The organism is Levilactobacillus sp. HBUAS70063, assembly GCF_038374745.1.
Lineage (GTDB): Bacteria > Bacillota > Bacilli > Lactobacillales > Lactobacillaceae > Levilactobacillus.
Window position 1 is genome coordinate 250,527 of the sequence record NZ_JBANSM010000001.1, and the last position, 22,376, is coordinate 272,902.

Consider the following 22,376-nt stretch of genomic DNA (forward strand, 5'->3'; position numbering starts at 1 on the left):
TTCATGATCAATCCCCGTATCTTCAGCGAAGATTTCAATTGTACGTACCGAGTTTCTCTGTGAGTGGGCCATGAGATGGATATATCCGTCTGTCGTTATTTTTTCGATATGGTCCACTCACGCCTGAACCTCTTTTTTCTTTCGCTTTTCGAAGCGCATGCTTTTATTCTTTCTCGTTTGATTAAAGAAAAAGATGAAATGGAATTCCAATTAACGAATCCCATTTTACCATTTTCTCTATTGTTTTAGATAGACATGTTGCTTCCCAAGCAGAAATTCCTTAAATAAGTCGAAGGTGATCCAGATCAACTTGTGAAATGCCCCTCAAGGTTGGACGTGTGAAGCTTAGAACACTCTGAAAAGCTAAAATATCTTTCCATTCGTCGAAGTCTAAACAACATCCATAAATCATGGCAAGTCTTTATTAAAATTTTCCTGTAATCCAAAAACGACCACCATTTCTGATAGCCGTTTTCGGTGAATTTCACAAATTATTTGACGGTCATAACTAATTTCTTATTGGCTGTAATATACTGCCCATTTTGCAAAACGAACCGGGTCGTTAGGTTGTGGCGCTTAATCGCAGTTACTTTAAGCGTCTTTCCCTGCTTGACGGTTTTCACTTTTCCAGTCAGGTTTAGGTTTCGGTACACATTGATGCCTGACTTGCTAAGAACTTTGATTCGCTTGGCCGCTTTTTGGTAATAGACCGGGCCAACAAAGTCCGTTCTGGCTGTGATGTACCCCGTCTTACCGGCGGTCTTACTGTTGTGATTGACATCCTTGACTTGATACCGCAATAAACCGGCGTTAGAACGGGCATAACCAGTGACGACAAACATGGGCCGTTGAGACCGTTTGGCCTTAGCGTATTTGACGATTCTCTGATTTTGCTTGAAAGTAGGCTTCTGATACAAATACAACGTCTTCAAGCCATAAACCGCAGACTTCTTAGACACAACGGTTTCCGTATCAGCTTCCGCAGCATTAACCGTTAATTTCACCGTCATCGTTTTTCCATTGTCTGCCTTGAGAACGACGTCGTAGGTGCCCGGCTTGGTTAAGTCGATTTGGCTTGTATCCACTGTCACCGGTATCTCATTTCCAGATGAATCCTTGGCTTGGGCATTGAATGTTGTGGCGTCTACTTTTTGACCGACCGTGATCGTTGCACTGGAATTAGTGGTTAAATCAGATTGATCAACGTGAACTGGGCTGACTGGGATATTGTCGCTTGGTTTTGATTCCAGGTTGATGTAGAAATCAGCCTGGTACGTTGAAGAACCCGCTAACTTAGTTAATTGTAATTTTTGGGAGGCTGCTTCCTTAGTTTCAGCCAAATTCATCGTTGCAGATTTATAACCACTCTCATTGTAAAGTTTAAAGCCGTTGTCTAGAGACTCTTCTGCCATCGTTCGAGGGGTCATTCCGTATTTTGCTGCGGTAGTGGCGTTCACAAATGGCATAATTTCCTGGACTGCTTTTTCATACGAGGCGGCGGATTGGTCGTCAGCGTATTTAAAAAGCACGTTGTACACGTCAAAAACATCATAATTTGGGGTGAAGTAGTCATCAGGAAAATACTCGTCAAAGCCTTGCTGCATGGTTACCCCGTTGCTAATAGCCATTGATTCAGTAAAGTCTATAAAAGCTTTTGGCTGCTCTCCCTTTACCCGGGTACAGACCCTGAAGTGAACATCAGCAGTATCTCCTGCTTTATCAGCCGCACTTGCAACATCAACGTTAAGAAAAGTCCCAACCACTAGCGAAATCATAGCGAGTCCAACTGCAATCACTAACTTTTTCCAACGCGTATGTATCATCCATATCACTCCTTCCCCCAAATTATACCGCTCACATAAACGGTTTGACCACTAAAACTTTGATAATACTTAAAATATATCGAGAGAAACTTCAAGTGCCTTGGTTTACTTCCTTCTGACCGCCACACCCCGGTCGTTCACTAACAGCTCGGGCCGAGCATAGCCCAAGAAACACGCTTAGCGATAAGTGATTTGAGTCTCGTTTCCAAAGGATAAAAGCAAATGCTCATGTCCTCCAGATTTTCGTTTGACACCACAAAGGCCCACTAGCATATTTCGTTAGTGGGCCTTTCCATAGAGTGAAACCAGCGTCAATCATCGGGCTATAAATTTGGCAGATCACGAAATCTGTAACCACTAGCTACGCTTGCTTGACACTATCCCTATGGCATGTGATCGGCATCAAATGAAAGACAGGAGAAAAAATCATGAGTAAAATTCAGAGCTCCCTTTTAAGTTATCCCAACCGTGGCCAATGGGACGATAGCCGGTACCGCGACAACGTCAGCGGGCGCGGCATCAAAGATTTACCGGAGACTTACCATCCTAAAAGATTCAAAGTAATCTTAAAAATTTCACTTTAGAGTAGCCAAGCGCTGAATTTTTGCCACGGTTGGAACTTGTTGCATTAGATCAGGAATATGCTTGGTAATCCAGCCAATATCACGTTGCCACCAAGCGAGATCAAGTAACGCTTGAATCACGTCTGGCTCAAATCGCTTCCGAATCGGTTGTGCCGGATTACCACCGACAATCGTGTAAGGTGCCACATCTTTGGTCACCACACTATTTGCCCCGATAATTGCCCCATCACCAATTTGGATGCCCGGCAACACGGTCACATTTTGACCAAACCAAACATCGTTGCCAACTACGGTATCACCCTTTAACGGCAAGTCCGTCAAACTGGGAGTTTGGGTCTGCCATTCACCACCTAAGATATTGAATGGATAAGTCGAAGCACCTCGCATCATGTGATTAGCACCGTTCATGATAAATTCGATGCCGCTAGCAATCGCGCAAAACTTGCCAATGATTAATCGGTCATCCAAAAATGAATAGTGGTGTGTCACATGAGCTTCAAAGTTTTCTGGGTTGACGGGATCATCGTAATACGTAAAGTCGCCAACTTGAATCGTTGCGCGCTGCACCACGTTTTTGATAAAAACCAATGATTTAATTGCTGGATTTGGATAAATCGCGTTTGGATTAGGAATTGCCATCATTACTTACCCATAACTACCGCCGATGACGGGTAGTTTTCCTTTCGTTAAGCTACACTCATTGTATTCGGATTGCGTAATTCTTGCCAGAAATCGCGCTGTTGCAAAGCGAGCCTGCATTTCACGTAAACCAGTGAGTCTTTCGTTAGCGGCCCCGCTTGACTTGGCGAACAATATCTCTCGTTTTAATGGCTGAGCACCGCCGTTATTTTTTGTAAATCCGAAAGCCCAGGAAATTGATTGCCGTATCTGCTCAATTTCAGCGGATCACAGAAGTCACTTTGAAAATAATTCCTGACGGCTTGGTTGCGGTCGAATTCGGTAATCGTTTTAAAACGGAAGGCATCTATTAGCGCACGTTCGGGCTCATAGATGTTGAGTGAACCGCTATCTTCTTCATTTCGAACGCTTGTCAAACCAATGGGATAATACCGATTGTCAACGTGATGAATCGTCACGATATAGTTTTCAAATGCGTTAGGAATCTTGTAGCCACGTGGAACAGTCAGGTCTAAATACGTGTATTGGCGGTCAATGAGGTGCCACCAAGTTAAAGCCGTTTGCCCCGAAATAATTGCTTTAGGGTAACGTAACTGAATAGCTAAAAAATCATCATTTGACAGATTCTCGTTACTCCATAATTGAACGCCGGCACGTCCAGTACCAAACCTGGCGACTTCTCCAGCATCGACCAACTTGTTCAGATAGTATTTGGAAATTCCAGCGTCCTTAGCCTCTCTGGTTGTAAAGATTGCGTTTAGTTTGAAGAGTCTTGGAAGAAGCGATTCAATCTTCATTTTCACACCTCGTACAATACTTTTTGGTAATTATAGCATGAGGGTTCAAAAAGCACGTAAGATTGACATCGTCCTTTTCGGCCTTCCCTTCGACGACAAAATAAAAACCCATCAGCTGCATGCCAATGGGTCTTCACATCATCTGTTAAGCTAACGCCGCCAAATACATTTGCCAAGCATCGTCGAAGATGGTCATGGACGGTAGGTACGCCGCATTTTCCTCGAGGTACTTGGATAAGGGGTCAAATTCGGTCTCCTGCTTGGGGAACGAACTGTCCAAAAAAGCATTGTTGGCAAAGCTTGCGACGGGGTCGTAACTTTCAGGATTGCGTTGAGTCATTAAAAACTGGTAAAACGTCTTGGGCATGACGGGCCTCCTTCATTAATCCGGGATCCGGGCTTGGAAGACAAACTTACCAGCGCCGGACATATCAATCTTCTTGGCCGCGTACGACAACTTTTTCCCGTTGCCAATCGCGGTTAGGTGCAACGTGGCAATCTTTTTGTGACTGTCCATGGATACCCACTTGGGCAGCGGATAATTCTTGGCCACGTAGCTCATGACGAAGCTGACCGGAACGGGTAGCGACCCGACCGAGAGCTTCTCCGCCTTCAGCTGCACGTCCCCCGAGGATAACACGGTTGGCTTCAGGAGTAAAACAAAATTCACGTTGGCCCCCAAAACTTTGGTGGAACCCGTCAAGATGGCGTGGTCGGTCACTTGGAAACTATACTTCACGGACTGGCCCTTTAGCGATTTATTGACGTAGTAATCGGCCAAGGCGTTGACCTGCTTCTTGTTCAGCGTCACGTCAATGTTGGTGGTTTCCGTGGCGGGTTTGGCCGTTGAGGCAACCTTCGTGGTGCCGGTGGCCTTAATCCCCACGGTAATCAAAGCGATGACCAGTAAGGCCACCAAGGCTAGGAAACCCCATTTCCACCAGTTTGGGGCCGTATTTTCTTTTGGTGCTGCATGCCGTTGCATATGATTAATTTCCTCCTTCTCTGACCGCGCTTACTTCAACAGCCACTGCTGCTGATGGGCCTGCATTTCCTTGAAGACGTAGCGGGTCATCAAGCGATACCCCTTGGCGTTGGGATGGAAATGGTCCGCCGGCGACAGGTAATGATTTAACTCGTCGCTTGCATCGCTGGCCAGGATGGTGGCCTGGAACGTCTGGGTCGAAATCTTACCGTTGTTGATGTCTTGCGAATTGCGTTTCAACTTGGCCTGTTGCGTGGCCGACTTGAACTGACCGACTGACAGCGCTCGGTTGATATCGACCCAATACAGGTTATGATAGCTGCTGGCCGTCTTCTTGGTCGCGACGTTCCAGTCATCTACGGCATTGGTGACCTGATCGATGTTGGCGAAGTAGACGTAGACCGGATTGTAAATGGAATAAAGGAAGATCGGCGCCTTGGGATTGTATTGTCTTACCGTATTCAACAAGCGCTGAAGCTTCTGTTGGTAAGTATCCTCCGCATTATCCAGTTGCGTGTTGAGCTTTGATTGCTGGCTAATCGTGACGTTTTTGGTCAGCGTCTGCAGCAGGTCGTTACCGCCCACGGTCATGACAATGGCCTGGGACTTCTTGACCTGTTGCTGCATGGCCGGGCTATTCACCAGGCGCTTTTCAATCTGGTCACTACGGTCACCGGACTTGCCGTAGTTGTGCATGACCACCTTGACCTTGTCGCGGCGGTGAATCATGGTCTTCAACCGACCGGTATAGCCGCCCTTCTTCTGCTGGTCACCGACACCCTGGGTCAATGAGTCCCCCAGCGCCACGACCCGCACGACCTTACGCCGATTGACGGCGTTGGGATGGGGGCCACTCAGAGTGGTACGCGCGCCGGGATGCCAGTACGTCAGCACGGCCAGCGTGACCAGGACCACGAGGAGAACCACCCCCGTAATCTTACTAAACCCTTTTACATTTTTCACAAATATCCCCCCTCGGGATAAAGAAAAAGCGGTGGCCTAGCCACCCCTTTTTCATGGTTAATGACTTATTTACTTGGTTGGATCGGTGTAGTACATCAACGCGAAGGCCCCAGGCCCCCCGTGAGTGGCAATGATCGGCACCGTTTCACGCACGAGCACATCCTTATCGGGCAAGATTTCGTGCAGGTGGCCCTGAATCTTATCGACGGACTCGAAGGCCTCCACGTGAGAGATTCCAATCGCCATGATATCGGGGGTTTGTTTGATCTGTTCATAGACTTTGTCAAAGTACCGATCGATGGTCTTCATACCCCGACCCTTGGCGCGAATCTTCAGCTCGCCACCGGTGACTTGTAGCACAATCTTAATGTTCAACAGGGACGTTAACATGCCGGCGGCCCGGCTCAACCGGCCCCCCTTGAGGATGTTTTCCAAGGTGACGATGCCCATGAACAACTTGGTGTGGTCGCGTACGGCCGCGGCCCGGTCCAAGATGGCCTGTTTGTCGGCGCCCTCGGCCGCCAATTTAGCCGCTTCGACGACTTGGAAAGCCAGAGCTTGGTCGGTGTATTGGCTGTCAACCACAGTCACATCGGTCTTCGACAGCTGAGCGGCTTGTTCGGCCGTGTGCACGGTCCCACTGATGGCGGCTAACATGTTGAAGCAGATCACACTACTGCCATCTTCTCCCAACTTGTCGAAAGTTTCAACGAACTTGCCTAAAGGCGGCTGGCTCGTTTTGGGCAAGACCTTGGAGGCCTTCATCTTATCAATAAATTCTTTATTCGTGATGGATTCCCGTTCAACGTAAATGGTGTCATCAATCATGACCGTCAACGGGATAATGGTAATATTGTAATCCTGGATTTGCTGATCGGTTAGACCCGCAGACGAATCCGTAACAATTTTAATTTTAGCCATGGGTATCCCACTCTTTCTGACCAGAGATTTTGGTTTATGCTACAATATGCGTAATGAAACATACGGTAATAGTATAGCAGAATTGTTGAACTTTTTCAGTAATTCTGCGAACTCACCGCGCTGAATATCAGAATTTTCTGATAACAATCCCTAAAGGAGGAATTTGTTTGGTAAAAGAACGGAGTCGCACGTACCAGATTGTCAATGAGGTGTTGAACGCCGTGACGCATGGGATTGGTGCCGCCCTGAGCATTGCCGGCCTGGTCATCTTGATTCTACAGGCCCATGGCAAGGGTGGCAGCCTCCGCATGACGACGTTTCTGGTCTACGGCATTATTCTCGTGCTCTTCTATTTGGCGTCAACCCTCTTCCATGGTCTGTACTTTACCCGTGCGAGCCACGTCTTTCAAATATTTGATCATTGCGCCATTTACTTGTTAATTGCGGGGACCTATACCCCATTTAGTTTGTTAGTCGTGGGGGGCAAACTTGGCTGGTGGATGTTCGGGATTATCTGGGCCATGGCCGTGGCTGGGATTATTTACAAGGCCATCTGGCTGGGCAAGCTCCAAACCCTCTCGACCGTCATCTACGTGGTCATGGGGTGGATGTGCCTGATGGGCATTGGCCCGCTATACCACGGACTGGGACTCGTCGGCTTCCTGCTCCTCTTTTTCGGGGGCGTGGCCTTCACGTTAGGTGCCGTCATCTATAGCTTCAAGGGCGTCCCGTTTGGCCACGTCATCTGGCACCTCTTCGTCATGCTGGGGACGGGACTGATGTATTTCTCGATTCTGCTTTACGCTTAATCGTGTCGACAGGTAGAAATTGGCTAAAATCATTGTCACCAGACGATTTAGGGTGTTAAAAAAACTGCCGCCAATCATCGAGATTTTGATGATTGGCGGCAGTTTTAGCAGTTTAACGCCGCTGATACTGTTCAAAATGGTAGTCGTAGGGATTCTGATCGTTGCGAATGCCCGGCTGGGTCGCGATTAACTGGAACTTATCGTAGTCAATGACGGGCATCCAGGTATCGCCGGTAAAGTTGGCATCAATGACCGTCCGATACAGGAAATCCACGTCGTCTTGGAGGCCGACAAAGAGCTGGGCGCCCCCGACGACGAAGAGCTTCTCGTCCTGATGGGCCGCGGCGTATTGCCGCACGGCGTCCAAGCTATCGAGGACGATGACGCCCTCCGGAAAGTTGGCGGCCGGTTGATGGGTCACCACGATGTTTTGCCGATTCGGCAGTGGTCGCTTGAAGGACCGGTACGTCCGAGCCCCCGCGATCACGGTGTTACCCGTGGTGACGGTCTTAAAGAAATGCATATCGGCCGGCAGGTGCCACGGCAACTGGCCATTTTGGCCAATCACGCCGTTGTGCCCTTCCGCCCAAAGAAAGATTAACATGGTTCACCCTCCATTCTGGTTAAACGGCGACCGGTGCCTTGATGGCCGGCGCTGGATCGTAACCGGTCACCTTGATATCGGCCATGTCGTAATCGAAGATGCTTGATTTGTCGGGATTCAACCACAACTTTGGTGCGGCCTTAGGTGTCCGGGCCAGCTGGGTCTTCACCTGTTCGATGTGATTGCTGTAGATGTGAGCGTCCCCCAGCGTATGCACGAAGTCGCCGACCTCTAGGCCAACTTCCTTGGCAATTAACGAGGTTAACAGCGCGTAGCTGGCGATGTTAAACGGCACCCCGAGGAAGATGTCACCGCTCCGCTGATAGAGCTGACAGCTCAATTTACCGTCGTTTACGTAGAACTGGAATAACGTGTGGCACGGTGGTAGCGCCATGGACGGCACATCGGCCGGGTTCCATGCCGAAACGATCATGCGCCGGGAATCCGGGTGCGTTCGCAAGGTCTCAATCACGTTGGCAATCTGGTCAATCGTTTCGCCATTCTTGTCTTGCCAAGCCCGCCATTGACTGCCGTAGACCAAGCCGAGGTCGCCGTACTGGTCGCCAAAGGCCTGATCGGTGAGAATCCGGTCGTCGAAAGCCTGCTTCTCGGCTTGATACTGCTGTTTAAAGTCCGCATCGACCAGGGAGCGCCGGCCAAAGTCGGTCATGTCCGGGCCGTGGTAGTCGGAGCTTTCGATGAACCGCTGAAAGGCCCATTCGTCCCAAATATGGTTGTGGTGTTGCAATAAGAAGCGAATATTGGTATCGCCCCGTAAGAACCACAGGAGTTCGGATTTAATCAGGCCGAACGGCACCTTCTTCGTGGTCAGTAATGGGAAACCCGCTTGCAGGTTAAATCGCATTTGGTAGCCAAATAAACTCAGGGTTCCCGTCCCGGTACGGTCGGACTTCTGGTGGCCCTCCGTCAATACCTTACGCGCCAAATCCAAGTAAGCATCTTCTAGCATTCAGGTCGTCTCCTATTCCGCGTATTCACTGAGGTATTCCCAGCGTGTCATCTTTTCATCGAGTTGCTTATCCAAGTCGTCCAATTGCGCTTGCAAATCGGCTAGCTTGTCGTAGTTGTCCCCGTTGGCATTCATTGCGTCTTGGACCTGAGACTTCTGGTCTTCCAAGCCATCGATAACGCCCTCGATGCCTTCCCATTCCTTCTGTTCGGCATAGGTCAACTTGACTTTTTTCTTCGGCTTGGCCGGTTGACTGGTTGCGGGCTTGGCCGCCTTTTCCTTAGCCGGCTTGGCTTTGGCCTTGCGCTGCTGTTGCGCCGCGGCCAGGTACGCACTGAATCGGCCGGAGTAGCGTTCAATCTGGCCATTGCCATCGAAGATTAACAGGCGGTCGGCCACCTTATCGAGGAAGTAACGGTCATGGGAAACCGTAATGACGGTGCCGGCAAACTGGGAAATATAGTCTTCCAAGACGGTTAACGTGCTGATATCCAAATCGTTAGTTGGTTCGTCCAGCAGCAGGACGTTGGGCTGTTCCATCAGAAGCTTGAGCAGGTAGAGCCGCCGCTTTTCACCCCCGGAGAGCTTGCGAATCAACGTGCCGTGCATGAACCGTGGGAAGAGGAATTGCTCCAACAATTCGGTCACACTGACAGAGTTCCCCGCCTTATCGGTCACGTTTTGGCCGACTTCGGAGAGGTAGTTAATCATCCGCTTATCGTCCGGAATAGGCTCAATTTGCTGGGTGTAGTAGGCCATCTTGACCGTTTCCCCAATCGTCACGATCCCGGAATCCAGCGGTAGCCGTTGGGCAATCACGTTGAGCAGGCTGGACTTGCCGGCCCCGTTCTCACCGCTAATCCCAATGCGTTCGCCCCCCTGAATCAGGTCGCTGAAGTCCTTGAGAATGGTATGGCCGCCTAGGGTAAGGTTGGCGTCCTTTAACTCAATCACTTTCTTGCCGAGCCGTTGTTGGCCCAGCGAAATGGCCACGTTGTCTTGAACTTGCCGCGTCCCCACATTGCTGGCCAGATCGTTGAAACGGTTAATCCGGGCCTGTTGCTTGGTCGATCGCGCCTTGGCCCCGGCCTTCATCCAGGCCAATTCCTTTTTGTAGAGCCGTTGTTGCTTCTGGTCGGCCTCGGCTTCTTGGTTTACCCGTTCCGCCTTCTCCTGGACGTAAGCTTGGTAGTTGCCGGGATACTGATAGAGCTTACCAAAGTCGAGCTCCCAGATCTGGTTGGCCACTTGGTCCAAGAAGTACCGGTCATGGGTGACCACGAGTAAGGCACCCTTGTAGGATGCGAGATACTGCTGTAGCCAAGCGATGGAATCGAAGTCCAAGTGGTTCGTCGGTTCGTCTAGCAGGAGTAAATCGGGCGATTGGATCAGGACCTGAGCGAGCCCCACCCGCTTGATTTGGCCCCCGGACATGGTCTTAATGGACTGTGAGAGGTCCGTAATCTTCAGCTGGGTCAGGATGGTCTTCACATCGCTCTCGGCTGTCCAAGCTTCCTCTTCGTTCATCTGCGCCTCGGCGTCCAGGTAGCGTTGCTGGGCCTTGGCATCTTCCGGATGGTCGCCATAGACGGCTAAGGCCGCCTCGTAACGCCGAATCGTAGCGAAGACGGGCTGGTCACCGGAGAAGACGGCGTCCATCACGGTTAAATTCTGGTCCAAATCGGGCTGCTGCGTCAGGTAGCCAATGGTATAGTCCTTAGGGGTAGATAGCTCGCCGGACTGCTCATTGCTGACCCCGGCCAGCGTATTCAGTAGAGACGTCTTCCCACTCCCGTTGACTCCAATCAGGCCAATGCGGTCGTGTTCGTTAATAATAAAATTTAAATTGTCAAAAAGCGTCTTCTCGCCGTAAGTGCGGTGGAGATTTTCTGCGCGTAAAGTTTGCATAGTCTTTTCACTCTCTTACTTAAAATTATTCGGTTGTGGCTTGAGCCACTAAGGCCGCGCGATCGTTGGCCACACTGCCGGTCACAACGCGATATTCAAGGTCGCCTAAGATGGCACCAAGTTGTGGACCGGGTTGAATGCCGGCCTGCATCAGGTCCTTACCCGTCACGGCCAGCTCCTTTTTATTCCGGATCGGCAAGGCTGCCAAACGTTCGGTCAGGCTGGCCCGGCGATCGGGCGCCCCGAGAATCACGGCAACCTCATTGGCCGTAGCGATTAACTGCCGACCGCACTGATAAAGCTGCCAGTCGCTTAAGTCCCCTTGGCCTAGCAACGTGGCGGTCTTGTTGGCCGTCTGCACGGCGTTAATCGCCTGGTTGGCCGTCTTCCAGTGTTTCATAAAGGTCGTTATGGCGGGGGTATCTAAGCCAAAAGCGGTGGTTAGTAGGGTCCAAGCGGCGATGTCGGATGAGACGCCGTGGGTCAGGCGTTGCGCCAGGTCCCGTATTGCCGTTTCGTGGGGGGCGAAGTCCGGACAGTACTGCCACAACCCGGTGGCCAGCATATCAGTCACCCCTCGTTGTGGCGTCTTGCCCGTCAGTAATTTGAGTAATTCGACCTGCGTCCGTTCCACGGCAATTTTTGCCAGTAGTTGCGCATGGTCGGTGATGGCGGCCAGCGTGTCCGGCACGATGGTAAAGTCGAGTTGACTGGCAAACCGGACGGCCCGCATCATGCGTAGCGCGTCCTCGTGGAACCGCTCCTGGGCGTTGCCAACGGCGCGAATCCGTTTCTGCTGTAAGTCGGTTAAGCCATCGAACAGGTCGATCACTTCACCGTTCTCGCGCATGGCCAACGCGTTAATCGTAAAGTCACGGCGCTTCAAGTCCTCGGCGAGCGACCGGACAAAGGTCACCTGGTCTGGCCGGCGAAAATCCGTGTAGGTGGATTCCGACCGAAATGTCGTGGTCTCGTAGCCCGTCCCGTGGTCGAGAATCATCACGGTGCCGTGCTCAATCCCGGTGTCCACCGTCCGTTTAAACAAGCCCTTAATTTCCTTAGGATAGGCGCTCGTCGCGATATCGACATCGTGGATAGCCTTGCCGAGAATGGTATCCCGGACACTTCCACCGACAAAGTACGCCTCGTAGCCGGCTTGCTCAATAGTCTGGAGGACCGGTCGGGCAAGCTCAAATTCTTGTGGTAAGTGTTCCAACTTCATGGTTAATGTCACCTTTCGCCAGCTGTAATAGCCAAATGTGCCCGATAATTTTATCGCGACACTCTATATGTCAGTCTAACAGATTCAAGCGGATAATTGAATTTAAAGTGGCCCACTGACCACGAGTTTCTCGCCGGTTACCGTTTGCACTGTGCTATGATGGAAAAGTAAAATTTATTTTGGTTAGGAGAGAACGTCATGACTCAAGTTAAAGACGAATCTATCCGGCTGATTGACCTGTTGATGATTGGGATTGGCTGTGCCACCATGGCTTTTAGTCTGGTATTTTTTAACATTGCCAATCACTTAGCGGATGGCGGAATTTCGGGGATTACCCTGATTATTCGGGCCCTCTTCCATCTAGACCCGGCCTATTCAACCATTTTGATTAACGCCCCCTTACTCCTGATTGGGTACCGATTTTTGGGGCGGCAATCCTTGATTTACACCATCTACGGTACGGCGATGCTGGCCTTATTCCTGTGGATTTGGCAGCGGGTTCCTCTGGCGATTGACCTCCACAAGGATCTCTTACTGGCTTCGCTGGGAGCCGGTCTGACCGGTGGCTTGGGGTCCGGCCTGCTCTACCGATATGGCGGTACCACGGGCGGCACGGACATCGTAGCTAGAATCATGGAGCGATTCTACGGGGTGCCGATGGGTCAGACCCTATTGTGGCTAGATGTGGTGATTCTGCTGATTTCGTTAGTTTACATTGATATTCAGCACATGGCCTACACGTTAATCTACTCCTATGTCTTCGCCCGGTTGGTGAATTTCACGCAGGAAGGCGCGTATGCCGCGCGCGGAATTATCGTAGTGTCGGCGCACTACCAGGCGATTACCGATAGCATCATGGATGAGCTACAGCGCGGCGTTAGCCTGATCAATGGCGAAGGTGGCTTTTCCCATCAGCCCCGGCAAATGATTTACGTGGTTGTGGCGCCTAGTGAGCTCCACCGTCTCCGGCAGATCATCGCGCGGCATGACCCCAAAGCCTTTGTCTCCGTGATTAATGTCAACGAGGCCCTGGGCGAAGGGTTCTCCTTTGCGCGACCGAAGAAGAGTTTTCTCAGCAAGTTCAAGCCTTAGTTTAGGTTTGGCAACCGCGGTTTTTGCGGTTGCCTTTTTTGTGTGGATACAAGTTAAAGTAATTATTGTGTGCTAACCTAATTAAAAAAGAATGATTCCTTAGAACCACTCTTTCGTCCAAACTGGCTTAAAAATCCTGATAGCCTTCGAGCATCAACGCCATGTCGGCATCGTCCGGCACAATCTTTAAATACGCCGTGAGGAGCTTGACCACCTGCTCGCTGGCCCCCTCTTCGCGGTAGAAGTAGATGGCGGGCTTCAGGAAGTCGGGCTGATCCATGAAGAATGGTGCCGCCGCATCGTAGTATTTCCGGGCGGCCGCAAAATCTTCCTGATGTTCGGCCGTGACCGCCAAGTTCCAGTAGAGTTGTGGATCGGCATCGTCGGCTGAGACGTACGGCTTGGTCAGCGCCGCGTTCTCGTCCCAACGTTCTTGCTTCACGTACAGGTTGCTCAGCTGAATCACCGCCGCGAGATCGTCGCTGTCGAGATCGTGGCCCTTCTTCAGGTACTTCTCGGCCAAGTCCTCATCGTCGAGCTTCGTGGCCACGTGAGCCGCCTGGAGCCAGAGTTTCTCGTTGTACTGGTCGACCCCGAGACCCTCCTGCAACGCCGTCAGAGCTTCCGCTAGACGATTCTCCTGTTCCAACGCCTGCCCCAGGTACGGGTACAGGGAGGTGTAGTGGGCGTCGCTATCCTTCAACTCGTTGAAGAGTTTGATGGCCTCGGTCCGTTCCTTCAGCTGCAGGTAGGTAAAGGCCGTTTCAAATTTCACGTCCGGCGTCATATCCCCGGTATGAATCTGCTTGAGGTAGCCGATCGCCTGCTCGAAGCGTCCGGCGTTGGCGTAGGCCACCCCCAGCCGTTCCACCAGGTTGACCTTGGAGAGCTCCGTCGTTCCGGCCGTAATCAGGTCTAAATACAGCGGAATGGCCTTTCTGAACTCACGCATGGTGAAGTAGAGCTCCGCCAGCGCAAACGTGATGACGGGCTCGTCAGGGGCCAATTTTTTGGCCGTCAATAATTTCTGTTCGCTGACCTCGAACAGCTCCTGGGTCTGGTATAGGTCCGCCGCCACCATCAAGGCTTCAACGTAGGCCGGAGAATCCGGGCTCACCTGATTCAAGTAGTCCAAGGCCTCGTCGTTCTTATCCTCATCGATCGCGATATCCGCCAGGTTGGTCCGGAGTTCATCCTCGTCCGGATACTTCTTCAAGAGTTTCTCGTAAATCCGCCGCGATTGATTCAAAAAGCCCAGGGAGTAAAGCTCTTCTCCCAGGCTAAACAGCGTATCATCGTCATCGTGACGTAACGCCAAGGCGTACTGCTTCTTAAAGTCATCGAGCTGCCCTTTTTCCAATTCATCAAGTGCTGTTTGTGCGTAACTCATAACCCGCCTCCATTAGTCTCGTTCTACCGCGTTACCGGGCAATTGGCCCGCGCGTTTTCTTTATCAAAAATGGTTGAAAATTCGCTATCTTCGGCACGGCCACCTTGCCAGTAATAGACGCGTCCTTCAGCAAGCCTTTACTGGGATTATCAGCGACCGTTTCCAACTAAAAAGCAACAGCTACCATTATACGCAATCCCTTCAAACATGGAAACAATCAACACTCGGTCGGCCAAATTTTGGCAAATAAAAAACCAGTCCGACGATTGCCGACCTGGCCCTTTATCCATTAAATAATTAATTGTCATTACTTAACGGCATCCTTTAAAGCTTTACCTGGCTTGAATGCAGGTACTTTGCTTGCTGGGATTTGGATTTCTTGTCCAGTTTGTGGGTTACGGCCCTTACGAGCTGCACGTTCACGTACTTCAAAGTTACCAAAGCCGATCAATTGAACCTTTTCGCCTTTTGCTAACGTTGCTTGGACAGAATCGAATACTGCATCAACTGCAGCAGTTGCGTCCTTTTTAGTTAAACCAGTTGCAGTTGCAACGTCGCTAACCAATTGTGCTTTGTTTGCCATGTTTGAATTCACCTCCTGCAATGAAGATTAGATGAATGCCATCTAGTAATCATTTTTGAGTGGTCCAAAAATGATGAAACAAATACGGTCAACCGCATCATTTCTTAATCAAAGATAGCACAGGAAGCCTTATATGACAAGGGATAACGCCATTTTTTAGCAATTATCCGCTAATTTTACGTTTTTCACCCGAAAATGGGCCAAAATCGGCCTTAGAGTAGGTCTAAAGCGCTTTTTTCCTACTTCCGTGCGCGCTCGATCAGATGGATGGGCGTCCCCTCGAAATCGAAGTGTTCCCGGATCTGATTTTCCAAGAACCGCTCGTAAGAAAAGTGCATCATCTTCGGGTCGTTGACGAAGACCACAAAGGTTGGCGGTGCCACGGCCACTTGCGTTGCGTAGTAGACCCGCAGGCGCTTCCCGTTATCGGACGGCGTTGGGTTCAGGGCAATCGCGTCCATCACCACGTCGTTCAACGTGGCCGACTGAACCCGCTTGTTGTGGTTCTCGGAAACCCGTTTGATCATGGCCGGCAATTGTTCCAATCGTTGGCCCGTCTTCGCGGAAACAAAGATAATTGGGGCATAGCTGAGGTATTGGAACTCCAAACGAATCAGGTTTTGGAAGTCCGTCAGGGTGTGGTTGTCCTTCTTCAAGGTATCCCACTTGTTCACCAAAATGATGATCCCGCGCCCGGCTTCATGAGCGTAACCGGCGACGCGCTTGTCCTGCTCACGAATGCCTTCTTCGGCGTTCATGACCATCAGAACCACGTCAGAATTATCAATGGCCCGCATGGCCCGCATGACACTGTACTTTTCGGTGTTCTCGTAGACCTTCCCACGCTTCCGAATCCCGGCCGTATCGACCATGGTAAACTTCGTGCCATCGGCGGTAAACTTGGTATCGATGGCGTCTCGCGTGGTTCCGGCAATGTCGGAAACAATCACCCGGTCTTCACCCAGAATGGCGTTCACCAACGAGGACTTCCCCACGTTAGGCCGGCCGATCAGACTGAAGCGAATCGTGTCGTCCTTGGGAGCGCCGGTATCGTCTGGAAATTCCTTAACGACGGCATCCAACAGGTCTCCCAAGCCCAAACCGTGGGCCCCGGAAACGGGGTACGGATCGCCCAATCCCAGAGAATAGAAGTCGTAAATGGACTCCCGGACCTCCGGGTTATCGGCCTTATTGACGGCCAATAGGACGGGCTTATTCGCCCGGTAGAGAATCTTAGCGACGTTTTCGTCCGCATCCGTCACCCCTTCAGGTGCGCTGGTAATGAAGACAATCACATCGGCTTCTTCGATAGCGATTTCCGCCTGTTGGGTAATTTGGGTGATGAATGGTTCATCACTGAGGTCAATCCCCCCCGTATCAATCATCCGAAATTCGGTGCCCAGCCATTCGGCACGCGTGTAAATCCGGTCACGCGTGACCCCCGGCGTATCTTCAACAATTGAGATTCGTTCACCGGCGATCCGGTTGAACAAGGTCGATTTCCCGACATTTGGGCGACCCACGATAGCGACTACTGGATAAGCCACGACAAATCCCTCCTTTTTTAAATCACTTATAGTTTAATTTAGATGACGCACTAGTCGGCCGGATTGGCCAACCGCACGCAAGTATCTTAGTCTACACGACAAACCCCGGACTGTCAAAGCCCGACTTGCCGTGTCTTAGGCGGTATGACAACAAAAGGGTTTGGTGCGAAACCAACAAAGTTCCGCGCCAAACCCTTCTTCAACCAAACATGTTAGTTGTTTTCGTTGTCTTCCATGTCCTTCTTCAGGCTATCACCAATCAGATCGCCTAAAGAGAAACCAGTGCTTTCTTCTGGGGCGTTAGCCGTTGAAGTTTCAGCAGAGTTCCGGTTGTTCCGACGACGGTTGTTGTTACCGCCGTTGTTGTTCCGGCTCCGATTGTTGCTGTGGTTTTCGGAAGCTTCGTCACCAGATTGTGGCTTTTCTTCCAAAGCCTTGATGGACAATGCCAAACGGTGATCGTTTGGACGAACATCTAAGACCTTAACCTTGATTTCTTGACCAACCTTCAGCACGTCAGCAGGCGTTGCGATGTGTTGGTGAGAAATTTGAGAAATGTGAACCAAGCCTTCAACGCCAGGGAATACTTCAACGAAGGCCCCAAAGCTCGTCAAACGCTTAACAGTTCCGTCTAAGACACTGCCTTGTGGGGCTTTGTCTTCAATACCATCCCAAGGTTCTGGCAAGGTTTGCTTGATGGAAAGGGAAATCCGGTCGCGGTCTGGATCTACGGATAAGACCTTAACCTTAACTTCTTGACCCACCTTCAAGACATCGCTAGGCTTTTCAACCCGTTCAAAGGCGATTTCTGAAACGTGAACTAACCCATCAACACCACCAAGGTCAACGAAGGCCCCGAAGTTGGTCAAACGAGCAACCTTACCTTCGACAATGTCGCCGGCGGTCAGCTTAGCCATGATTTCGGCCTTTTGTGCTGCCCGTTCCTTTTCAACGATTGCTCGGTGAGATAAGATCAGACGGTTTTCGCTAGGTTCGATTTCGACAATCTTGAATTCCAGGGTTTGACCCTTGAATTGAGATAAGTCTTCAACGAAGTGATCGGAGACCATGGATGCGGGAACGAATCCACGCACACCGGCATCAACGACTAACCCACCCTTAACCACTTGGGTAACGGGTGCAGTCAACGTGTGGCCTGCTTCGAATTCCTTTTGGATGTCGTCCCAAACCTTACGGGCTTCCAAACGACGTTGTGACAGTAAGTAACTGCCGCCTTCCTTGTCAGTACCAATACGCGAAATTACGACGAGGTCTAAAACGTCCCCGACTTTAATTACAGAATTAATATCATCAACTGGCTTCGTGGAAAGTTCCTTCTTTGGAACAACCCCTTCAATCCCAGTGTCAGCAATACCGACGATTGCTTGTTGGTCGTCATCGATCGTTAAGACTTCACCCTTAACGACGTCACCGACTTTAACGTTATCGATGCTGTTTAAAGCATCCAATAGTTCGTTATTTTCATTGTTTTGACTCGTGCCATTTTCACTCATGCGAATTTTTCCTCCTTGCGACAACTCTAAATACCATTTTAGCTGATTATGCTGCTAAAAGCTAGTAAAATGCCCATTTCTATAGGGATTCTTTTTCACGGATAATTTCAGCGATCCGATCGGCCACTTCTTGGATGGACATTGAGGTGGTATCTAAGCGAATCGCATCCTTAGCCTGGGTTAACGGTGAGATCTTACGCGTGGAGTCTTTTCGGTCCCGCTCCTCAATCTCGTGTTTCAACGTGGCCAGCGGCGTATCGATGCCCTTGGCGGCGTTATCCTTCAAGCGCCGTTGCGCCCGTTCATCCACGCTGGCCACCAAGAAGATCTTGACCTCAGCGTGGGGCAAAACGGTGGAGCCGATGTCGCGACCGTCCATGACGATACCCCCGGCCTCGGCAATCTGCCGTTGACGCTCGGTCAGTTCAGAACGAACCGCCGACTGGGCCGAAATCTGCGAGACGGCATTGGTCACGTCCGGCTGGCGGATGGCCAACGTCACTTCGGTATCGTCCACGAACACCTTTTGAACGGGTGTCCCCGGTTCGAAACGAATCGTAATCTGATCCAGCAGTTGTTTGACCGCGGCCTCATCATCTAACGCCACGCCCGCTTGTAACACCTTCCAGGTAATCGCCCGGTACATCGCGCCCGTGTCACAATATATGTAGTGAAACTGTTGGGCCACGATCTTAGCGACCGTACTCTTACCGGCCGAAGCTGGGCCGTCAATGGCGACCTGCAAACCTTGTTTTTCCATGCAAACCAAACTCCCTATCAATGAATTAAATCTTATCTAACCCGTAGCTTTTGCCCAGGGTGTAGTGAAGCCCCTGAAGAAAGTCCGTTGAGTTGTAACAACTTATCGACCGAAATGCCGGCGTTTGTGGCCACCCGGTAGACACCCTGACCGGATTCAACCGTGGCGTACTTTTCACCGGCCGTAGAACTGCTGGCCGAGCTGCTAGCACTGGTGCTGTGACTACTCGTGGCCGCGGAACTGCTATGGCTGGTCGTAGCCGAAGAACTGCTAGCCGTGGTTGCCGAACTAGCAGTTGTGGTCGATGTCGTTGATTTTTTGCTGCTTGCCGAAGAAGTGGTCTTCTTCGATGATGCCTTGCTTGATGATTTATGGGTGCTCTTGGCCTTCTTAGAAGATGAGCTAGACGAACTGGCCGCCACCTTCTCCGTATTCTGTGGCCGATTGACCGCACTTTGACGGGCCAGGCCGTAGACCAACGAGGCTGCCGCAATCACAATGATGATTGCCACCAAGATAACGGTAACCATGGTGTTGCTATGATTTTGCCGCCGCATTTTCGTTCGTGACAGGTTTCCCTGATCGTCGCGATCATCGGCAAACGAAGAATCCCATGGATGGGACGCTTGCTCCTTCGACGTTTGATCGTCACGCTTTTGACTCATCATCTAACCTCCCTGAAAAACTTTCAACCGTAATTGTACCATACCAGCCCGGCGAATTCTCTAAAATCTTCTTAAAATAACCGTCGTAACCGTTTTGTCCAATCCGCAACCGGGGCCTCCGTGACCGGCTCGGTCGGGGCCAGCAAGCCCAATCGTGCCAAATCCAGGGGCATCCCCGCCGGCGAACAGCAATGGTCATCGTGTTCGGCACTCTGTTCATCGAATGCCAGTAGCCAGTTGTGCCGCAGGCAATGCGGCTCCCGCACGTAGGCCAGCATCTGGGCCAGCGCGCGGTTACGCTCCTTCTCCCGACGACGGAACAACTGGATGACGGCCGCCTCACTAATCCCGTGCCGGCGATAAAAGGCCAACAGGGCAATGGCCGCATCGTCTTCGCTGAAGGCTTGCGGTCGCGCATAGTAACGGTGGATGGTCTCGGCTTCCGGTCGGTTGGTTTGCCCCAACATCAACGGCAGCTGTTCATCCCCACTGGCATACAGGAGGATCGCCACACTCGGTTGTCCGTCACGCCCGGCCCGGCCAATCTCCTGCGCGTAGCTTTCAAAGTCGGCCGGTAAGTGGTAGTGAATCACGTAGCGCACATCATTCTTGTCGATACCCATACCAAATGCACTGGTCGCACAGATGACGTCCAACTGCCCCGCCATGAACTGCTGTTGAATCTTGAAACGGTCCTCACTGCTGAGACCGGCGTGGTAAGCCGCCGTTTTCCGCTGGGTCTGCTGTTGCAGGCTCAGGGCCGTATCGGTAGCCTGCTGCTTACTCGAGAAGTAAATCACCCCGGGGCCCTGTAGCTGACTCACCAGCGCCGTCAGCCGTTCCTGCTTAGCCGGTTCGTTAGCGACCTGCTCCACATCGAGAAAGATATTGGGTCGATCCACGGACTCGGCTACCACCGTGGGCCGGGTCCGCAACTGTTTAGCAATCTCGTGACGCGTCGTTTGTCCCGCCGTTGCCGTGAGCATCAGGGTCAACGGTTGCTGTAGCTGGGTACGAATCGCCCCGAGCAAGAGATACTCCGGTCGAAAGTCCGGTCCCCACTGAACGATGCAGTGGGCCTCATCGATGACGAGTAGGCTTAGCGGTAGCTGCTTCACCCGCGCCAACATCTGCGGTTGCGCCAGCATTTCCGGCGACATGAAGAGAAATTGGTAGGTGTCCAGATGCTGCAAGATAGCCTGACGATCGGCATAGCTAGTCAGCGAATTAATCGCCGCCGTTCGTCGAAAGCCGGCCATGTGCATCCGGTCTACCTGATCGTTCATCAACGATAATAGCGGCGAAATAATCAGGACACAACCCGGATGCCGGTACCCGTACAATTGATAGATGAGGGTCTTCCCCGCCCCGGTCGGTAACACCGCCAAGGTATCTTCTCCCGCCTCCAAGGCGGTGAGGGCATTCCGCTGGCCCGTCCGAAACGCGTGAAAGCCAAAGACCTTCTCCAAACTCGTGGTTAAAGGTTCAAGCACGCTGCTCACCTCGCTTATCACACCAAATCGCATACAATCGAAAATAAAAGAAGGCGTAGCGCGCCTGCAACGCCTCGGGTAAGGCCGTGTATTGCCAGGAATCAATCGGTCCGGTCAAGGCCGCGGCGAAGGCCTGGCGAATCGACGCCGTCAAGATGTCGTCGTAGGGAAACCGCGTCAGGGGCAGTAAAATTGCCGCCTCCAGGAGATGTTCTCTGGCCGTATTAACCTTGATTCCCCGAGCCGCTGCAATCTGGTCCAACGTTCGGCCCTGTCCTACCGCCGCTAACGTCTGCTGGGCGCTTCGGGTCACCGGCGACTGCCACGTTGGCCGCAGTAAAGACGTCAACGGCCCGGTCGTCCGCGCGTCCAACGCAATCTGCATCATCCCGTCCAGTTGCATCAGCGTCACCTCCCACGGGGTATACTGCCACGCTTGAGCCAACTGTGCGGCCGTCTGCCCGGGTTGCTGATAGCCGGTAAATAGCGCCGTGACGGCCTCGGCCACCTGCGTGGGCAACCGGTTCAGGCTTTCTTTTAGCGAATCGAACATTTGTTCGGATAGGCTAGAATGCGCCTGCTGATAGAACCAACGGCGAACGGCCTGCCGCGTCTGCGTCCCGGTTGCGAGCGGATAATAGCGTTTCACCGCATGAGCATACTGGCTGACCACCTGAACCGCCAGTAAAATTCGCTCCCTGGCCGCCATGAGGTCGATCTGATTCCAGGACGCACGGGTCAGCGGGGTGAAGTAAGTTGCCTGCCGTTGCGCGTCCAGCCCCTTCTCCGTTAACCGCACCTGATCCGGCGTCTCACCGGTCACGATGAGGCCCCGTTCTTGGAGTGCCTGGGCCGGGGCGTCTAGGGCCCCCCGGGGGAGCTTCTTAGCCAGTCCCACCAGATATAAGGCCCGGTAGCGTTGCCCCCAGTAGAGGGTCGACACCGTCTTCTTTCCGCGTAACAGGTTCTCAATCACCCGCAGGCGCCGAAACTGTTGTGCATCTAGTAAAGCCAGCAGATCCGCCGCTTCCATGGTTCCCCGCTCCTCTCGATTTAGTCTGCACCTAGTTTACCATACGAAAAGGGCCGGCAGTGCGCCAGCCCTTG

The 22,376-nt window shown here is 51.7% G+C and carries 22 protein-coding genes; 3 read left to right on the plus strand and 19 right to left on the minus strand.

What is annotated here, in order from left to right; genetic code table 11:
- Nucleotides 1–491: 491 nt before the first annotated feature.
- Nucleotides 492–1,823, minus strand: coding sequence for a DUF5776 domain-containing protein (locus V8I28_RS01250; RefSeq protein WP_341778309.1), 1,332 nt, complete (start codon nucleotides 1,821–1,823; stop codon nucleotides 492–494).
- A gap of 428 nt (nucleotides 1,824–2,251) precedes the next feature.
- On the opposite strand from V8I28_RS01250, the gene V8I28_RS01255 reads away from it, so the two are divergent.
- Nucleotides 2,252–2,407 (plus strand): hypothetical protein, encoded by a 156-nt coding sequence (locus tag V8I28_RS01255; protein ID WP_341778311.1) that lies wholly within the window; start codon nucleotides 2,252–2,254, stop codon nucleotides 2,405–2,407.
- Here the strand turns inward: V8I28_RS01255 and V8I28_RS01260 are convergent.
- The 6 genes from V8I28_RS01260 to V8I28_RS01285 all read right to left on the minus strand — a co-directional run bounded on the left by V8I28_RS01260 (nucleotide 2,399) and on the right by V8I28_RS01285 (nucleotide 6,712).
- On the minus strand, nucleotides 2,399–3,046 hold the full coding sequence (locus V8I28_RS01260) for a Vat family streptogramin A O-acetyltransferase (protein WP_341778312.1): 648 nt from the start codon (nucleotides 3,044–3,046) through the stop codon (nucleotides 2,399–2,401). The two genes, V8I28_RS01255 and V8I28_RS01260, sit on opposite strands and share 9 nt — an antisense overlap.
- A gap of 185 nt (nucleotides 3,047–3,231) precedes the next feature.
- On the minus strand, nucleotides 3,232–3,843 hold the full coding sequence (locus V8I28_RS01265; RefSeq protein ID WP_341778313.1) for a type IV toxin-antitoxin system AbiEi family antitoxin domain-containing protein: 612 nt from the start codon (nucleotides 3,841–3,843) through the stop codon (nucleotides 3,232–3,234).
- Between the two features lie 145 nt (nucleotides 3,844–3,988).
- Nucleotides 3,989–4,210, minus strand: a complete 222-nt coding sequence (locus V8I28_RS01270) for a YozE family protein (protein ID WP_168898578.1) — start codon at nucleotides 4,208–4,210, stop codon at nucleotides 3,989–3,991.
- Nucleotides 4,211–4,225: 15 nt separating this feature from the next.
- Nucleotides 4,226–4,828, minus strand: a complete 603-nt coding sequence (locus V8I28_RS01275) for a YpmS family protein (protein ID WP_341778314.1) — start codon at nucleotides 4,826–4,828, stop codon at nucleotides 4,226–4,228.
- Nucleotides 4,829–4,858: 30 nt separating this feature from the next.
- Nucleotides 4,859–5,791: an SGNH/GDSL hydrolase family protein gene (locus V8I28_RS01280; protein ID WP_341778315.1), complete on the minus strand. Its 933-nt coding sequence runs from the start codon at nucleotides 5,789–5,791 to the stop codon at nucleotides 4,859–4,861.
- A 69-nt stretch (nucleotides 5,792–5,860) separates the two neighbouring features.
- Nucleotides 5,861–6,712 (minus strand): DegV family protein, encoded by an 852-nt coding sequence (locus V8I28_RS01285; protein WP_341778316.1) that lies wholly within the window; start codon nucleotides 6,710–6,712, stop codon nucleotides 5,861–5,863.
- A gap of 167 nt (nucleotides 6,713–6,879) precedes the next feature.
- Between V8I28_RS01285 and trhA the strand changes: the two genes are divergently transcribed.
- Entirely contained in the window at nucleotides 6,880–7,521 is a 642-nt protein-coding gene (trhA, locus tag V8I28_RS01290) for a PAQR family membrane homeostasis protein TrhA (protein WP_341778317.1), read from the plus strand.
- 112 nt (nucleotides 7,522–7,633) lie between these two features.
- Here trhA and V8I28_RS01295 read toward each other — a convergent pair whose 3' ends face one another.
- Genes V8I28_RS01295 through V8I28_RS01310 form a run of 4 tightly spaced genes read right to left on the minus strand, consistent with a single transcriptional unit; the run spans nucleotide 7,634 to nucleotide 12,225 of the window.
- Complete coding sequence (locus V8I28_RS01295; protein ID WP_341778318.1) at nucleotides 7,634–8,125, minus strand: dihydrofolate reductase; 492 nt, start codon at nucleotides 8,123–8,125, stop codon at nucleotides 7,634–7,636.
- Between the two features lie 19 nt (nucleotides 8,126–8,144).
- Nucleotides 8,145–9,095 (minus strand): thymidylate synthase, encoded by a 951-nt coding sequence (locus tag V8I28_RS01300; RefSeq protein WP_341778319.1) that lies wholly within the window; start codon nucleotides 9,093–9,095, stop codon nucleotides 8,145–8,147.
- Between the two features lie 12 nt (nucleotides 9,096–9,107).
- On the minus strand, nucleotides 9,108–11,003 hold the full coding sequence (locus tag V8I28_RS01305) for an ABC-F family ATP-binding cassette domain-containing protein (protein WP_341778320.1): 1,896 nt from the start codon (nucleotides 11,001–11,003) through the stop codon (nucleotides 9,108–9,110).
- 25 nt (nucleotides 11,004–11,028) lie between these two features.
- Nucleotides 11,029–12,225 (minus strand): CCA tRNA nucleotidyltransferase, encoded by a 1,197-nt coding sequence (locus V8I28_RS01310; RefSeq protein ID WP_341778321.1) that lies wholly within the window; start codon nucleotides 12,223–12,225, stop codon nucleotides 11,029–11,031.
- A 198-nt stretch (nucleotides 12,226–12,423) separates the two neighbouring features.
- Between V8I28_RS01310 and V8I28_RS01315 the strand changes: the two genes are divergently transcribed.
- Entirely contained in the window at nucleotides 12,424–13,317 is an 894-nt protein-coding gene (locus V8I28_RS01315) for a YitT family protein (protein WP_341778322.1), read from the plus strand.
- A 127-nt stretch (nucleotides 13,318–13,444) separates the two neighbouring features.
- Here V8I28_RS01315 and V8I28_RS01320 read toward each other — a convergent pair whose 3' ends face one another.
- From V8I28_RS01320 to V8I28_RS01355, 8 genes are all read right to left on the minus strand, one after another.
- A complete protein-coding gene (locus V8I28_RS01320; protein ID WP_341778323.1) occupies nucleotides 13,445–14,707 on the minus strand; it encodes a tetratricopeptide repeat protein in 1,263 nt (420 codons plus the stop codon).
- A gap of 307 nt (nucleotides 14,708–15,014) precedes the next feature.
- Nucleotides 15,015–15,290 carry an HU family DNA-binding protein gene (locus V8I28_RS01325; RefSeq protein ID WP_011667553.1) on the minus strand — a complete coding sequence of 92 codons (276 nt, stop codon included), beginning with the start codon at nucleotides 15,288–15,290 and terminating at the stop codon, nucleotides 15,015–15,017.
- A gap of 239 nt (nucleotides 15,291–15,529) precedes the next feature.
- Complete coding sequence (der, locus tag V8I28_RS01330; protein ID WP_341778325.1) at nucleotides 15,530–16,837, minus strand: ribosome biogenesis GTPase Der; 1,308 nt, start codon at nucleotides 16,835–16,837, stop codon at nucleotides 15,530–15,532.
- A gap of 212 nt (nucleotides 16,838–17,049) precedes the next feature.
- On the minus strand, nucleotides 17,050–18,351 hold the full coding sequence (gene rpsA / locus V8I28_RS01335; RefSeq protein WP_341778326.1) for a 30S ribosomal protein S1: 1,302 nt from the start codon (nucleotides 18,349–18,351) through the stop codon (nucleotides 17,050–17,052).
- A 79-nt stretch (nucleotides 18,352–18,430) separates the two neighbouring features.
- Nucleotides 18,431–19,111: a (d)CMP kinase gene (gene cmk, locus V8I28_RS01340; protein ID WP_341778327.1), complete on the minus strand. Its 681-nt coding sequence runs from the start codon at nucleotides 19,109–19,111 to the stop codon at nucleotides 18,431–18,433.
- Nucleotides 19,112–19,143: 32 nt separating this feature from the next.
- Nucleotides 19,144–19,776, minus strand: coding sequence for a LysM peptidoglycan-binding domain-containing protein (locus V8I28_RS01345; RefSeq protein ID WP_341778328.1), 633 nt, complete (start codon nucleotides 19,774–19,776; stop codon nucleotides 19,144–19,146).
- Nucleotides 19,777–19,847: 71 nt separating this feature from the next.
- Entirely contained in the window at nucleotides 19,848–21,269 is a 1,422-nt protein-coding gene (locus tag V8I28_RS01350; protein WP_341778329.1) for a RecQ family ATP-dependent DNA helicase, read from the minus strand.
- On the minus strand, nucleotides 21,262–22,302 hold the full coding sequence (locus V8I28_RS01355; protein ID WP_341778330.1) for a helix-turn-helix domain-containing protein: 1,041 nt from the start codon (nucleotides 22,300–22,302) through the stop codon (nucleotides 21,262–21,264). The genes V8I28_RS01350 and V8I28_RS01355 overlap by 8 nt, the downstream gene beginning before the upstream one ends.
- Nucleotides 22,303–22,376 lie beyond the last annotated feature (74 nt).

Coding starts and splice junctions, on each gene's coding strand:
- V8I28_RS01305 (WP_341778320.1), bottom strand. CDS start 11,003: ATGCAAACTTTACGCGCAGAAAATCTCCACCGCACTTACGGCGAGAAG.
- V8I28_RS01275 (WP_341778314.1), bottom strand. CDS start 4,828: ATGCAACGGCATGCAGCACCAAAAGAAAATACGGCCCCAAACTGGTGG.
- rpsA (WP_341778326.1), bottom strand. CDS start 18,351: ATGAGTGAAAATGGCACGAGTCAAAACAATGAAAATAACGAACTATTG.
- V8I28_RS01270 (WP_168898578.1), bottom strand. CDS start 4,210: ATGCCCAAGACGTTTTACCAGTTTTTAATGACTCAACGCAATCCTGAA.
- V8I28_RS01255 (WP_341778311.1), top strand. CDS start 2,252: ATGAGTAAAATTCAGAGCTCCCTTTTAAGTTATCCCAACCGTGGCCAA.
- V8I28_RS01285 (WP_341778316.1), bottom strand. CDS start 6,712: ATGGCTAAAATTAAAATTGTTACGGATTCGTCTGCGGGTCTAACCGAT.
- V8I28_RS01260 (WP_341778312.1), bottom strand. CDS start 3,046: ATGGCAATTCCTAATCCAAACGCGATTTATCCAAATCCAGCAATTAAA.
- V8I28_RS01310 (WP_341778321.1), bottom strand. CDS start 12,225: ATGAAGTTGGAACACTTACCACAAGAATTTGAGCTTGCCCGACCGGTC.
- V8I28_RS01315 (WP_341778322.1), top strand. CDS start 12,424: ATGACTCAAGTTAAAGACGAATCTATCCGGCTGATTGACCTGTTGATG.
- V8I28_RS01355 (WP_341778330.1), bottom strand. CDS start 22,302: ATGGAAGCGGCGGATCTGCTGGCTTTACTAGATGCACAACAGTTTCGG.
- V8I28_RS01325 (WP_011667553.1), bottom strand. CDS start 15,290: ATGGCAAACAAAGCACAATTGGTTAGCGACGTTGCAACTGCAACTGGT.
- V8I28_RS01295 (WP_341778318.1), bottom strand. CDS start 8,125: ATGTTAATCTTTCTTTGGGCGGAAGGGCACAACGGCGTGATTGGCCAA.
- V8I28_RS01265 (WP_341778313.1), bottom strand. CDS start 3,843: ATGAAGATTGAATCGCTTCTTCCAAGACTCTTCAAACTAAACGCAATC.
- V8I28_RS01345 (WP_341778328.1), bottom strand. CDS start 19,776: ATGAGTCAAAAGCGTGACGATCAAACGTCGAAGGAGCAAGCGTCCCAT.
- cmk (WP_341778327.1), bottom strand. CDS start 19,111: ATGGAAAAACAAGGTTTGCAGGTCGCCATTGACGGCCCAGCTTCGGCC.
- V8I28_RS01300 (WP_341778319.1), bottom strand. CDS start 9,095: ATGCTAGAAGATGCTTACTTGGATTTGGCGCGTAAGGTATTGACGGAG.
- V8I28_RS01320 (WP_341778323.1), bottom strand. CDS start 14,707: ATGAGTTACGCACAAACAGCACTTGATGAATTGGAAAAAGGGCAGCTC.
- V8I28_RS01250 (WP_341778309.1), bottom strand. CDS start 1,823: ATGATACATACGCGTTGGAAAAAGTTAGTGATTGCAGTTGGACTCGCT.